Origin of the sequence: Pseudomonas sp. MN1F (genome assembly GCF_009391885.1) — a bacterium.
Lineage (GTDB): Bacteria > Pseudomonadota > Gammaproteobacteria > Pseudomonadales > Pseudomonadaceae > Aquipseudomonas.
In genome coordinates this window covers 25,966-40,162 of sequence record NZ_VZII01000037.1, presented here as the reverse complement: position 1 = coordinate 40,162, position 14,197 = coordinate 25,966, and the positions used below count along the sequence as shown (strand labels likewise).

The 14,197-nt window shown below is 64.2% G+C and carries 11 protein-coding genes; 2 read left to right on the top strand and 9 right to left on the bottom strand.

All coding sequences use genetic code 11. The annotated features are described in order from the left end of the window. Positions 1 to 47: 47 nt before the first annotated feature. A complete protein-coding gene (locus F6X59_RS18035; RefSeq protein ID WP_152957386.1) occupies positions 48 to 1,541 on the bottom strand; it encodes an aldehyde dehydrogenase in 1,494 nt (497 codons plus the stop codon). Positions 1,542 to 1,850: 309 nt separating this feature from the next. Between F6X59_RS18035 and F6X59_RS18030 the strand changes: the two genes are divergently transcribed. Then, positions 1,851 to 3,230: an APC family permease gene (locus tag F6X59_RS18030; protein ID WP_152957385.1), complete on the top strand. Its 1,380-nt coding sequence runs from the start codon at positions 1,851 to 1,853 to the stop codon at positions 3,228 to 3,230. A gap of 87 nt (positions 3,231 to 3,317) precedes the next feature. Here F6X59_RS18030 and F6X59_RS18025 read toward each other — a convergent pair whose 3' ends face one another. Beyond that, a complete protein-coding gene (locus F6X59_RS18025; protein WP_152957384.1) occupies positions 3,318 to 4,241 on the bottom strand; it encodes a LysR substrate-binding domain-containing protein in 924 nt (307 codons plus the stop codon). A 308-nt stretch (positions 4,242 to 4,549) separates the two neighbouring features. Between F6X59_RS18025 and cprA the strand changes: the two genes are divergently transcribed. Further along, on the top strand, positions 4,550 to 5,698 hold the full coding sequence (cprA, locus tag F6X59_RS18020; protein ID WP_152957383.1) for a cationic peptide resistance protein CprA: 1,149 nt from the start codon (positions 4,550 to 4,552) through the stop codon (positions 5,696 to 5,698). A 57-nt stretch (positions 5,699 to 5,755) separates the two neighbouring features. Here the strand turns inward: cprA and F6X59_RS18015 are convergent, their stop codons facing one another. The 7 genes from F6X59_RS18015 to F6X59_RS17985 form a co-directional block, all read right to left on the bottom strand. Further along, on the bottom strand, positions 5,756 to 6,721 hold the full coding sequence (locus tag F6X59_RS18015; RefSeq protein ID WP_152957382.1) for a D-glycerate dehydrogenase: 966 nt from the start codon (positions 6,719 to 6,721) through the stop codon (positions 5,756 to 5,758). 9 nt (positions 6,722 to 6,730) lie between these two features. After that, the gene (locus tag F6X59_RS18010) at positions 6,731 to 8,023 is read right to left on the bottom strand and encodes an MFS transporter (protein ID WP_152957381.1); all 1,293 of its coding nucleotides are present in this window, start codon (positions 8,021 to 8,023) and stop codon (positions 6,731 to 6,733) included. Between the two features lie 63 nt (positions 8,024 to 8,086). Continuing rightward, on the bottom strand, positions 8,087 to 9,037 hold the full coding sequence (locus F6X59_RS18005) for a sugar kinase (RefSeq protein WP_152957380.1): 951 nt from the start codon (positions 9,035 to 9,037) through the stop codon (positions 8,087 to 8,089). Next, entirely contained in the window at positions 9,030 to 9,809 is a 780-nt protein-coding gene (locus tag F6X59_RS18000) for a TIM barrel protein (protein WP_152957379.1), read from the bottom strand. The genes F6X59_RS18005 and F6X59_RS18000 overlap by 8 nt, the downstream gene beginning before the upstream one ends. Positions 9,810 to 9,878: 69 nt before the next feature. Next, positions 9,879 to 10,901 (bottom strand): LacI family DNA-binding transcriptional regulator, encoded by a 1,023-nt coding sequence (locus tag F6X59_RS17995; protein WP_152957378.1) that lies wholly within the window; start codon positions 10,899 to 10,901, stop codon positions 9,879 to 9,881. Positions 10,902 to 11,161: 260 nt separating this feature from the next. After that, positions 11,162 to 12,400 (bottom strand): cytochrome c, encoded by a 1,239-nt coding sequence (locus F6X59_RS17990; protein WP_152957377.1) that lies wholly within the window; start codon positions 12,398 to 12,400, stop codon positions 11,162 to 11,164. Between the two features lie 12 nt (positions 12,401 to 12,412). Then, the gene (locus F6X59_RS17985) at positions 12,413 to 14,197 is read right to left on the bottom strand and encodes a GMC family oxidoreductase (RefSeq protein WP_152957376.1); all 1,785 of its coding nucleotides are present in this window, start codon (positions 14,195 to 14,197) and stop codon (positions 12,413 to 12,415) included.

Genomic DNA, 14,197 nt, shown 5'->3' with positions numbered 1-14,197 from the left:
GCAGCAATCCATCAGGCCATGCTCGCCCCCGTGGCCCTTGCATTTTATCAGCCGCGCAGCTGATACCAGGTCGTCTTCAACTGCGAGTACTTGTCGAACGAATGCAACGACAGGTCGCGACCGAACCCGGACTGCTTGCCACCGCCAAACGGCACGGTCACATCCAGCGCATCGACCGTGTTCACCGACACCGTACCCGCCTTGAGCGCACGGGCAACCCGGTGCGCCCGGTTCAGGTCATCGCTCCACACCGACGCCGCCAGGCCGTAGACGCTGTCATTAGCCAGGCTGATTGCCTGCTCTTCGGTATCGAACGCACTGACCGCCAACACAGGGCCGAAGACCTCGTCCCGGGCCAGGCTCATGCGCTTGTCGACGCCGGCGAAGATGGTCGGCTCGATATAGTTGTCCGAGGCCCCGATGGTCAGGCGTTGCCCGCCACAGACCAGCCGCGCACCTTCATCAACGGCCTGGCCGATGGCTCGGGTAATGCGCGTGGCCTGCTCGGCATCGACGATGGCACCGGCACGGCTGGCCGGGTCCAGCGGGTTGCCTGGCTGCCACTGGCGGGCCTTGGCCTGCAGGCGTTCGATGAATTCGTCATGGATCGAACGCTGCACATACAGCCGCGAGTTGGCCGAGCACACTTCGCCCTGGTTGAAGAAAATGCCAAAGGCAGCCTTTTCGGCCGCCAGGTCCAGGTCCTGGCAGTCGGCAAATACCAGGTTCGGGCTTTTGCCACCGCATTCCAGCCACACTTGCTTGAGGTTGGACTGTGCCGAGTACTGCATGAAGTACTTGCCGACCTGGGTGGAGCCGGTGAACACCAGGCAATCGACGTCAGGGTGCAGGCCCAGCGCACGGCCTGCCGTTTCGCCAAGGCCCGGGACCACGTTGAGCACACCTTCCGGCACGCCAGCTTCCAGCGCCAGCTCGGCCAGGCGCAAGGCCGAGAACGGTGATTGCTCGGCGGGCTTGAGGACCACGCTGTTGCCCGCCGCCAATGCCGGGGCGAGCTTCCAGGCCGCCATGTCGAGCGGGAAGTTCCACGGCACCACCGCAGCAACCACGCCCAGCGCTTCGCGGGTGATGGTGGCCAAGGCATTGGCGGCGGTCGGAGCGACCTGGTCATAGAGCTTGTCGAGCGCCTCGCCGTACCAGGCGAAGACGTGGGCCGAACCTGGCACGTCGATGTTATAGGCATCCATGACCGGCTTGCCCATGTTCAGCGAGTCCAGCAGCGCCAGTTCTTCGCGGTGGGCCATGATCAGCTCGGCCAGGCGCAGCAACACCTTCTTGCGCTCAACGGGTGCCATGCGCGGCCACGGCCCTTGCTCGAACGCCTTGCGCGCCGTGCTGACGGCCAGGTCGACATCGGCCTGGTCACAGGCAGCGACACGGGCGAGCACCTGATGGGTTGCCGGGTTGATGGCGTCGAACGTTGCCCCGCTGGCGGCACCCAGCTGGCGGCCGCCGATCAAAGCCTTGTCGCGCAAGTTCAGGCCTGCCGCGCGCTGTTGCCAGTATCCGAGATCGTACATACACACTCCTGACGACCGTCCCTGCGGTCCGATTGTTATGGGTCTGGGCAACATTCTTGGCCCAGCCGCAGGCCCGGCGAAACCAGCTTTTTGCTGCCCCTTGCAGAGGAAAATACTCGCCAGCAGCGGGCGCCAGGGTTTACGCGACGGGCGCAGAATGCTCCCCCCAAAGGGTGATTTCGAGGCCTCCCCGAGTGTGGGAGCATTCGAGCCGCCCCACCCCATGCCACGCCTCTATTCAAACGCCCTTACCAGTAGCGAGCCCGCTCGCCTACTGCAGCTTCCTGCATCCCATTTCAGGAGTTAGCAATGCATACAACAACAAATACAGCCCAGCCCCATCCCCACCAACCTGCGTCACCCAGCAACACTTCAGGTCGTTTCAGAAAGTCCATGGGCATGACCGCGCTGGTGCTGTTCGGCCTCGCCTACATGGTTCCGCTTGCCGTCTTCACCACCTACGGGCTGGTCACCCAGATGACCAAGGGCCACCTGCCCATCGCCTACCTCCTCACCCTGGCCGCCATGCTGCTGACCGCCTACAGCTACGGCCGCATGGTCCAGGCCCATCCCTACTCCGGTTCCGTCTACACCTACACGCGCAAGGCTTTCGGCAGCCACTTCGGCTTCATCGCCGGCTGGACCTTGCTGCTCGACTACATCTTCCTGCCGCTGCTCAGTTACCTGCTGATCGGCATCTACATGTCCGAGTACTTCCCGGCCATCCATGCCTGGGTGTGGGTGGCCGGGTCGATTGCCCTGGTGACCTTCCTCAACCTGATCGGCATCGAGTCGATCACCCGGGTCAACTGGATCCTGGTGGTGGCACAGCTGGTGTTCATCGTGGTGTTCGTTGCGCTGTCGGTACGCCACATGAGCGGCCAGGCCGCGCCGGTATCGCTGCTGGCGCCGTTCCACCACGAAGGCTTCAGCGTGCCGCTGATCATGACCGGGGCGGCGGTACTGTGCCTGTCGTTCCTCGGTTTTGATGCGGTGTCGACCATGGCCGAAGAAACCAGCAACCCGACCCGGCGTATTCCCCAGGCGATCATGGCGGTGTCGCTGATCGGTGGCTTGCTGTTCCTGGTGGTGTCTTACTTCGCACAGATGGTGTTCCCCGACTGGGCCAGCTTCGCCGACCCGGACTCGGCTTCGGTGGACGTGATGCGACGGGTGGGGGGCGAATACCTGGTGACCGCCTTTACCGCGACCTATGTGGCCGGCTGCTTCGCCTCGGCGATGGTGTCCCAGGCCAGCGTGTCGCGGGTGCTGTTCGCCATGGGCCGCGATGGCGCGCTGCCGAGGGTGTTTGGCCAGCTGGTGACGAAAAAACGCGTGCCGGCGACGGCGATTGTGCTGGTCAGCCTGCTGTCGTTGGTGGCGCTGTTCATCACCCTGGATACCGTGGCCAACATGATCAGCTTCGGCGCCCTGTTTGCCTTCTCGGCAGTGAACCTGGCGGTGGTCAAGCATTACCTGGTGGACCAGCAGTTGCGAGGGATGCGCAACGGCCTGCTGTACGGTGCGATTCCGGCGCTTGGCTTCCTCAGCACGATCTGGCTGTGGACCAGCCTGTCGAGCATGTCCTTCACCATAGGCCTGAGCTGGATGGGCGTTGGCCTGCTTTGCCTGTTCGGGCTGACCAAGGCCTTTCGGGTGAAGTTGCCGGAGTTGCAGATGGCCGAGTGATGGGGCGCCTATGAGATCGAGCGCCGCCACGCGGCGCTCGATCTCATAGGCGCCAGAAACCCAAAGGCGCCCGCCAGCATCAATCCCCTACCCAGCCCGAATCTCACGATTACCACTCATGTAATACTCCAGCCGCCCACGCAGCCAGCGCTCGGCCGGGTCGCTGTCGGTGGTGCTCAGCCAGACCATGGCCAGCTCCAGCGGCACGGTGTCGAACGGCAAGGTTTCGGCCTGCAGGTTGCCCCAGCTGGCCATGGCCTCGGCGGCGTAGTCCGGGCAGCAGGCAAGCAGATCGGTGTCGGCCAATATGGCCGGCAACGAGCTGAACTGGGGCACCGACAACACCACATTGCGCGTATGGCCGATTTCCTTCAGCCAGTCATCGACCACGCCTTGAGTATTGGCCGTTGGCGAGATTTGCACGTGAGGGCGCTGGCAGAACTCCTCCAGGGTCAGTGGTTGCGCCGACTTGTCGGCCCTGAGCACCCGCGCCTGCATGGTACGTAATACTTTACGTTTGGCATTGGCCGGCAGGCCGCGGGTCTGGCTGATGCCCACCGTGACATCCCCCGACGCCAGCAGGTCGGGGATACGCCAGTAGTCGACATGCTGCACCACCACTACCACATGCGGTGCCTCGGTGCGCAGTGCCCGCAGCAACGGCGGCAACAGCCCGGACTCGACGTCATCGGACAAGCCGATCCTGAAGGTCATCTTGCTGGTCGGCGGGTCGAAGTCATGGGTCAGGCTCAGCGCCGCCGACATTGCGTCCAGCGCCGGGGTAAGGTGCTTGATCACCTCCGCCGCCCGCGCAGACGGCTCCATGCGGTTGCCGACGCGAATCAGCAGCGGGTCGTTGAACATCGTGCGCAGCCTGGCCAGGGCCGCGCTGACCGTAGGCTGCGCAAGAAACAGCTTTTCGGCGGCGCGGGTGAGGTTGCGCTCTTGCATCAAGGCCTCGAACACCACCATGAGGTTGATGTCCGCCTTGCGCAGCTCGTTTCGATTCATGCCCGCTCCTGATCGTCGTCCAATCCCAACAGGATAGGCGTCAGGTCAGGGCACCGAAGGTATTTTTCACATTCATCTCACTTATTGATAACACCGCCTGTGTCATCTTTGCATGGCGCATAATTTAATTAATGAGGGCTAATACTTTCATTAACTTTTGTTTCATATGAAACCGGCATTTCGTAATTGCAACTTCCCTCCCAACGCCCTGACAATCGCCCCCGCTCCGAGCTGAACGCCAGTCCCTGCGCGCTCTAGGCACGAGCTCAAACCTCGATGACAGCCAATAAACTTTTCAGAGGAAGTTTATGAACGCGCCTGCCCCACACATCAACTTCGACCTTCATGAACATCTGCTGCTGACCGGCGCCACCGGTTTTCTCGGTGGCTCGGTAACGGCCCAATTGATCGCCAATGGCCGCAGCGCCAACCTGTGTTTCCTGGTGCGCGCCGACAGCCGTGAGCAAGGCCTGGAACGCCTGCGCGACAACCTGCGCCAACACGGTGTTGACGAGCAGGACTGCCTGGCCCTGCGCGCCGACCAGATCATTTGCGGCGACTTCCTCGACACCACCTGGCTGGCCGAAACCACACCTCGGTTGATGCAGATCGACCGGGTGATCAACTGCGCGGCGGTGGCCTCGTTCTCGAAGAACCCGAACATCTGGCCGGTCAATGTCGAAGGCACCTACGCCTTCGCAGAGGTGATGAGCCGCTCGACGCGCCTCAAGCGCTTCCTGCACGTGGGTACGGCGATGAGCTGCGGGCCGCAACGCGAGTCGCCGATCAGCGAGTCTTGGGAATTCCCGGCCGCCGAGCAGCAACTGGTCGACTACACCGCATCGAAGGCCGAAATCGAACGGCGCATGAGCGAGCAACTGCCGCAACTGCCGCTGGTGGTGGCGCGGCCGTCCATCGTGGTTGGCCACCGCACCCTCGGTTGCCAGGCCTCGGCGAGCATCTTCTGGGTGTTCCGCATGGGCTTTGCGCTGGAGAGCTTTACCTGCGAGCTGGATGAGCAGATCGATGTGATCCCGGTCGATTACTGCGCCGAGGCGTTGATCGGCCTGACCCTCAAGCCACGCCTGGAGCATAACCTGTACCACATCTCCGCCGGCCACCAGGCCGCCTGCACCTTTGGCGAGATCGACCAGGCCTTCGCCCACGCCAACGGCGCGGAGCCAGTGGGCGAGCGCTACCGCAAGGTCGATGTCGATGACCTGAAGAGCCTGGCGCAGGACTTCGAGGCGCGCATCGGCCCGGCCAACCCGCGCCTGGTACTGCGCGCCCTGCGCCTGTACAGCGGTTTTGCCGACCTCAACTACCTGTTCGACAACAGCCGCCTGCTTGAGGAAGGCATCGCCGTGCCGCCGCGGTTCACCGACTACCTGGATGTGTGCGTGAAGTCGTCCAGCGGGGTCAGCATCGCGACCCAGATGCAGTGGGATTTCAAGTAAGCGCTTACCCTGTGGGTGCCGGCAAGCCCGGCGCCCACATCACCTTTGTGCTTCCCGTTATATGGGGTTGACCAGGTTCGGCGGACGCTGGCCTGCCAAGGCACTTAACAGGTTTTCAACCGCACAGCGTGCCATGGCCTCTCGCGTCTCATGGGTGGCTGAACCGATATGCGGCGTCGCCACCACATTGTCGAGCTGCAACAGCGGCGAATCGGCAGCCAGCGGCTCCTGCACGAACACATCCAGCCCAGCCCCACGAATCCGCTTGCGCTGCAGCGCTTCGATCAACGCGGCTTCATCCACCACCCGCCCACGGGCAATGTTCACCAGGATCGCCTCGGGCTTCATCAAGCCCAGCTCGCGGGCGCCGATCAGGCCCTCGGTGCTGGCACTGAGCGGCACCGTCAGGCATACATAATCCGCCTCGGCCAACAGCGCATCCAGGCTGCAGTAACGCGCCGCATGACGGGCCTCCACTTCAGGCCTGGCCCGCGAACTGTGGTACAGCACACGCATGCCAAACCCGGCGGCGCCGCGCCGGGCCAAGGCTTCACCAATACGCCCCATGCCAACGATGCCCAGGGTCTTGCCGTGCACATCAGTGCCGAAGTGCGCCGGTCCCAGGCTGGCCTGCCATTTCCCCTCACGTACCCAATCGGCCAGTTCAACCACCCGCCGCGCGGCGGCCAGGATCAGGGCGAAGCCGGTATCTGCGGTGGTCTCGGTGAGCACGTCAGGGGTGTTGGTCAGCATCACCCCGCGCCGTGTCAGGTCGGCGACGTCGTAGTTGTCGACGCCCACCGACACACTGGAAATCACCTCCAGCTGTGGAGCAAGGTCGAGCAGCTCACTGCCCAGGCGCAAACTGGCGCCCAGCAGGCCGTGCGCCCCCGGCAAGGCATCGCGCAGGCGCGCCAGCCCATCCGCAGCGCCGGTGTCCACCCAGGTGACTTCTACCTGTTCCTCCAGCTTTGCCAGCAAGGCGTCGGACAGGCGTTTGTACAAGACGATGCGTTTCTTCATGGCTGCTTCCTATTGGCTCATGGCAAGGCGTGGGCCGCCGCGCTTGGCCCGGCCTGAGGTCTGTGAAGTTTTCAGTACGGCGGTCAGTGCGACTGCGCTCAGCAGCGCCCCCGACATGAACAGGTACGAGGCGCCCGGGCCGCCGGTAGCGCCATTCAGATAGCCCACCAGCCACGAACCGCCGAACGAACCCAGCGCGCCCATGCTGTTGATCAGTGCCATGGCGCCACCGGCCACGTTGCTCGGCAGAATCTCCGGCACGATGGCGAAGAACGGACCGTAAGGTGCGTACATGCACGCACCGGCAATCACCAGCAGCGCATAGGACAACCAGAAATGCTCGGTGCCCAGGGCATAGGAGCCATAGAACGCCACGGCAGCGATCAGCAGCGGCGGCCAGACGAAGCGCTTGCGCTTTTGCAGCCGGTCCGACGCCCAGGACACACCGATCATGCCCAGCACGGCCGCCAAGTACGGCACCGAGGCCAGCCAGCCGGCCTCGACGATATCGACATTGGCCGCCTGCTTGAGAATCGACGGCAGCCACAGCACAAAGCCATACACGCCGATGCTCCAGCAGAAGTACTGCAGCGACAGCACGATCACCTGTGGCGAGCGGAAAGCCTCGCGGTAGTTCTTCACCGGCTTGATGCCTTGCTGCTCGGCAGCCAGGGCCTGTTGCAGATCAGACTTCTCCTGTTCGCTCAGCCACGTCACCTGGGCTGGCCGGTCATCCACCAGGCGCCACCAGATGAAGGCCCAGAGCACCGCCGGCAAGCCCTCGATGATGAACATCCAGCGCCAGTCGAAATGCTTGATCAGGTAGCCCGACACTACCGACATCCACAGGATGGTCACCGGGTTGCCGAGCATCAGGAAGGTGTTGGCCCGCGAACGTTCGGCGCGGGTGAACCAGTGGCACAGGTACACCAGCATGGCCGGCATCACCGCCGCTTCCACCACGCCGAGCAGGAAGCGGATGGCGATCAGCAGGTGCACGTTGCTGATCATCCCGGTCAGGGTCGCCAGGCCGCCCCAGAGGATCAGGCTGACGAAAATCAGTTTCTTCACGCTGCGTTTTTCGGCGTAGATCGCACCGGGTACCTGGAAGAAGAAATAGCCGAGGAAGAACAGCGCCCCCAGCAGCGAGGACAGCACAGGCGTGATCTTCAGGTCGTCGGCCATGCCCGAGGCTGCGGCAAAGCCGTAGTTGGCGCGGTCCAGGTAGGCCAGGCTGTAGGTGATGAAGACGATCGGGATGATGTACCACCAGCGGCGTGGTGCGAGGCGAGTCGATTGCATGAAACGTTCTCCTGAGCTTGTTGTTCTTGTCGCAACAGGGCCGGCATGCCGGCGTTCAGCGGTTCAGGCACTTCTGCGCAGTTCGTGCGCTTGCAGCTCATGGCGCTGTGGCAGGCCTTCCATGTCGCCGCGCGATTGCACGGCGCGGCTGCCGCACCAGTTTCCGCGCGCCACTGCGTCAGCCAGCGGGTGGCCTTCGACCAGCGCGCTGACCACGCCAACGGCGAAGGCATCGCCGGCACCCACGGTGTCCACCACCTTGGCCACCGGCACCGGGGCCACCTGCCCCGAGCCACGGCTATTGCGGTAGTAGGCACCCGCATCGCCAAGCTTGATCACCACGTGCTCCACCCCTTGGTCGAGGTAGAAGGCAGCGATGTCGGCAGGCGTGTGCTGGCCGGTCAGCAAACGGCCTTCCTCCAGGCCGGGCAGCACCCAGTGGGCCTTGACGGCCAGGGCGTTGATTTCGCGGACCATGCTCGTGTGGTCGGGCCACAGCGACGGGCGCAGGTTCGGGTCGAAGGAAATACTGCGCCCGGCCTCGCGCATGCCATCGATCAGGGCATGGGACAGTGCCCGGCAGCTGGCCGACAGCGCGGGCGGAATGCCCGTGGCGTGCAGGTGGCGGGCCTGCAGCAATGCCGGGTCGAGCAGCGCGGTGGAAAGGCGGCTGGCGGCGGAGTCGCTGCGGAAGTACTCCACAACCGGGTCGCTGCCATCATCGCAGCGGCTTTTCAGCTGAAAGCCGGTCGGCCGGCTGCCATCGACTTCGACACGGCTGCAATCCAGGCCTTCCTGGCGCAAGCTGGCGAGCACGAAACGCCCCAGCGAGTCATCACCGACCCGGCTCAGCCAGCGCACGCGAAAACCCAGCCGGGCCAGGCCGATGGCAACGTTACTGTCGGCGCCAGCGATGCGTTTGCCGAAGGTGCCAGCACTGGCCAGGTCACCGGTCTGCTCGGCGACGAACATGGCCATGGTTTCGCCGAAACACAGCACGTCATGCTCAAGCATGGCTCACCTCCTCGCTCACCCCCAGCCTGGCCAGGTTGTGCACGTGGGCGCGGGTCACCGCCAGCAGGTCATCGCCGACCAGCGGGTACTCGACCGCACGCACCAGCCCAGGGCTGAACTCATCGAACAGCGCCTCCCAGCCCAGCAGGTCGACAGCCTTCGGCGGCACGGCGTGCAAGCGGCCATCTGCACCTTGCTGCACAGCCTTGCAGTGCACGTAGCGCACCCACCGACCGAGCTGGCGCGCAGCCTGCAACGCGGACTCGCCCTGCCATTGCCAGTTGCCAATGTCGAAGGTCACGCCCAGCGGCAGCGCCCAGCCCTGTGCATGCTGGAAGAAACGCAGCAGCGGCTCGATGCGCCCGCCTTGTGCGGTCTGGTCATTTTCCACCAGCAGCACAGGATCACCCTCGCGCAGCAGTGCCTGCAAGGCGCTGACATCGCATTGTTCACGGTAATGCCCAAGTGAAACCTTCAGCGCCACGGCGCCCAAGGCCTTGGCCAGCGCCAGCTTGGCAGGCAACTGCGGGGCTGGCGCGCCTTGCGCCGTCCACAGCTCCAACGGCGAGGAATACAGGCACTCCAGCCCCGAGGCGGCGATCGCCGCCGAAAGCGCGGCAGTGTCGGGCGCTGCGTCGAACAACTCTTCGCGCAATTCAATGCGGCTGACGCCGGCGGCCGCCAGCAGGTCGATGAAACTCGCCTGGCCACGCTGGCGCACAAGGCTGGCGCCATAGCTGGAGAGACTGATGGAAACGGGGTTCGCGTGCATTGTTGTTGTCCTTATGAAACCGGTTTCATTTTTGCTTGCAGGCATGCGGGCAGCCCGGCTGCCCGCGGGTTATCCGTGTGCTTGAGTGGAACCTCGGGTAATCAGCTGTGCCTTGAAATCGATGCGTCGAGGCGCATCATTGCTGCCGCGCAGGCGCTCGAGCAGGCACTCGAAGGCAGCCACGCCGATGCGCTCGGTGGGCTGGGCCAGTGCGGTGATGCCGCTGCCGACCAGGGGGTACCAGTCGAGTTCGTCAAGGGCGATCAGGCCCACTTCGCTGAACAGCTTGCAGCCCGAATCATGCAGTACACGGGTGACCGCCAAGGTGGCCACGCCGTTGAAGGTGAAGATCGCCTGCGGGCCATGGCCCTTGCTGGCCAGAAAGGCGCCGAGCTTGGCCGGCAGGCCGGCGTCGACCTCCAGCAGTTGCTGGCGCATGCCGTTACGGTTGCTGATCGACGCGATAAAGGCTTGCACCCGCTCCAGGCGCGAGCTGGTGCCATCCAGCGGTTCGGTAACGGCGAGAATGTCGCGATAGCCCCGTGCCTGCAGGTGGTCCAGGGCCTGCTCGATGGCATCGGCGTTGTCCAGGCCGACCAGGTCGACCTTGAGCTCCGGCAGTTGCCGGTCGACCAGCACCATGGGGATGTCGCGCTGCAGGTTGAGCAGTTCGCCGGGGTGGCGGCCGAGAGTGTTCACGATCAGCCCTTCGACGTTGTAGGACTGCAGGGCCGTCAGGTGGTGGCGCTCCTGCTCGTCGTCGCGGTTGGTGTTGCACACCACCAGGCTGTAGCCGTGCTGGCGGCAGGCGGTTTCCACGCCATGCATCACGGCCACTGAATAGGGGTTGAGAATGTCGGCCACGAGCATGCCGATCAGCCGCGTCTGGCCCCGCTTGAGGCCGCGGGCCATCTGGTTGGGCCGGTAGCCCAGGCGCTCGATGACCTCTTCCAGGCGCTTGGCGGTGGCGTCGGCCAGCAACTGGCGATCGCCGCCGATGTAGCGCGAGACCGTGGCCTTGGACACACCGGCCACACGTGCCACTTCGCTGATGGTCACCCGCTCGCGGGGATTGGAGGGTGAATCGGTCATTGCGGGTCCCTTGTGATTGTTGTCGGTGACGGCGAATGAAACCGGTTTCAATACAGCAAAACCTTGCGCGTTCGTCAACCTCCCTTTTGTCGGGAGTGTCACAGGGAGCATGAGACAAGGCAACAAGTATGCGCCCTAACCCATTGATATAAATGTTGAACAGGATGCAGAAAAATGTGTGGGTTTACCCGCGAATGCGTCATCGAATCCAACATCGCATTCGCGGGTGAACCCGCTTCTACAGGGTGACGGCGATACCGTTAGCGGAGGTGTTTCACCTCAGTGGCGCTGACCTCGCTGCCTTGGTTCCCCCAGCTGCTGCGAATGAAGTTCACCACATCCGCCACTTCCTGGTCGCTCAAGCGCCAGCCGAACGCCGGCATGGTGAAGTTCGACGGCGCCGTGTGCGTCGCCGGCACGGTCCCGCCCGCCAGCACCACATGGATCAGCGAAGTGGCATCCGCCGTCTGCACCACCGGGTTGCCCGCCAGCGCCGGGAACACCCGGGTATAACCGTGGCCATCGGTGCGGTGGCAGGCCGCGCAGTTGTCGATGTACACCGACGCCCCTGGCTTGCTGTCGTCGCCCTGCCACAAGGCATCGGCCACCTGCTTGTCATACAGATGTGGCTTGTCGTCCGGGTTGCCCGGCGGCAAGGTCTTCAGGTAGCGGGCAATGGCCGTCAGGTCGGCATCGCTCATGTGCTGCATGCTGTGCTCGACCACATCGCTCATGCCACCGAACACCGCGCTGCGGTCACTGCGGCCGGTCTTGAGGAACTGCGCCAACTGCGCCTCGCTCCAGCTACCCAGGCCGTCCTTGTAATCGCCCCGCAGGTTCTTGGCGATCCAGCCCTCCAGCGGCGCACTGCCGGCCAGGAACTGCTCGCCATCGGCCGGGCTAAGGGCCTTTTCCTGCAGGGTCAGGGCCCGCGGGGTGTGGCAGGCGCCACAATGGCCCAAGCCTTCGACCAGGTAGGCGCCACGGCTGACCACCGGGTCGGCGCCAGCTGGCGCCTGCCAGGCTTTCGCCTCGGGTGCGAACAGCCCGCGCCAGATCGACAGCGGCCAGCGCATGCTCAACGGCCAGGGGATGTCGGCCGGCTTGTTGGGCTGCGCGACCGGTTCGACGCCTTGCATGAAGTACGCATACAGCGCCTGCATGTCGTCGTCGCTGACCCGCGCATAGGACGGGTACGGCATGGCCGGGTACAAGGTACTGCCGTCCTTGGCGATACCTTTGCGCACCGCCTGGTCGAAGTCGGCGAAGCTGTACTGGCCGATGCCACTGGCATCCGGGGTGATGTTGGTGGAGAAGACGGTACCGATCGGGGTTTCCATCGGCAGCCCGCCGGCAAAGGGTTTGCCACCCTTGGCGGTATGGCAGGCCACGCAGTCACCCGCACGGGCCAGGTATTCACCCTTCTTCACCAGGCCATCGTCGGCCTGGGCTACCGCCGTGGCGCCCAGCAGCAGGGTGGCGATCAACAGGTTCTTCATGTTCATCGCTCCTCAAGCCTGGACCAGCGGGCCGGGGTTCTTCAGGTATTGCTCGCGGATCGCCCGGGCCGACCAGTAGGTCAGCGCCGCCACCAGGCCAGTGGGGTTGTAGCCCAGCCCCTGGGGGAATGCCGAAGCGCCGGGGACGAACACGTTGTGCACGTCCCAGCTCTGCAGGTAGCGGTTAAGTGCGCTCGTCTTAGGGTCGCTGCCCATGATCGCGCCACCGTTGAGGTGGGTGGTCTGGTAGCTGGCGGTGTTGAAGTGTTCCTTGACCTTCTTGCCGAGGATGGCGATGGACTTGGGGTTCATCGCCTGGGCGATCTTGCTCAGCTTGTCGACCATGAACTGGTTCATCCTGATGTCGTTTTCCTGCCAGTCGAAGGTCATGCGCAGCAGCGGCTGGCCGTAGGCATCGCGGTAGGTCGGGTCGAGGTCGAGGTAGTTGCCGCGGTACGACTGGTGCGCACCGTGGGCGTCCATCGAGACCTGGTGGGTGTAGTAGTCGGCGGTGGCCTTTTTCCAGGCGCTGCCCCAGGCCGGGGTGCCGGGCGGGTTGGCGACCCCGGCGATCGGCCGGCTGCCGGCCTGGTTGACCCACATCGGCGAGCCGCCGACGAAACCGTGCGGGCCGTGGTCGAAGTTGTCGGCGTTGAAGTCGTCGATGGCCACGCCGTTGCCGCCGGCACCGATGAAGTTGTTGGTGTAGGTGTCCTTGTCGAAAAACGCCTTGACCGTGCCCATGTTCTGGTAGGCGAAGTTGCGCCCGACCACCCCTTCGTTGTTGATCGGGTCGTAAGGCTTGCCGATGCCGGACAGTAGCATCAGGCGCACGTTGTTGAACTGGAAGGCGGCGAGGATGACGATGTCCGCCGGCTGCTCCACTTCGCGGCCCTGGGCGTCGATGTAGGTCACGCCGGTGGCCTTGCGCTTGCTGTCGTCCAGGTTGACCCGCAGCACATGGGCGTTGGCCCGCAGCTCGAAATTCGGCACCTGGCGCAACGCCGGCAGGATGTTCACGTTCGGCGAGGCCTTGGAGTACATGTAGCAGACGTAGCCGCTGCAGAACCCGCAGAAGTTGCACGGCCCCATCTGCGCGCCGTACGGGTTGGTATACGGCCCGGAGGTGTTGGCCGACGGCAGGTTGTAGGGCTTGTAGCCGAGGCTGGCGGCGGCCTTTTCGAACAGCTTGGCCGACACCACGTTCTTTTGCGCTTGGAGTGGGAACGGGTTGGAGCGGTCAGGCGCGTAGGGGTTGCCGCCCTTCCCTTCACCCACCCGTTTGCCATTGACGGTCCAGGCCTGGCCCGAGGTGCCGAACACCTTCTCGGCAAAGTCGAAGTGTGGCTCGAGTTCCTCGTAGCTGACGCCGAAGTCCTGGATGGTCATGTCTTCGGGGATGAAGCGCTTGCCGTAGCGCTCCTCGTAGTGGCTGCGCATGCGCAGTTCCATCGGGTCGACCCGAAAGTGCACGCCCGACCAGTGCAGGCCCGCGCCGCCGACGCCCTTGCCCGGCAGGAAGGCACCGAGCTGGCGGTTGGGCAGCGCGACATCGTTGACGCTATGGCGGATGGTAACGGTCTCTTTCGACACATCGACGAACAGCTTCTTGCGCACGCTGTAGGTCAGTTCGTCGATCACCTGCGGGTAGCTGCCCTCCGGGTAGGTGTCCTGCATCGGGCCGCGCTCCAGCGCCACCACCTGCAGCCCGGCTTCGGTGAGCTCCTTGGCCATGATCGCACCGGCCCAGCCGAAACCGACGATCACCACGTCAGCCTTCTTCATTGTATTGGCCAT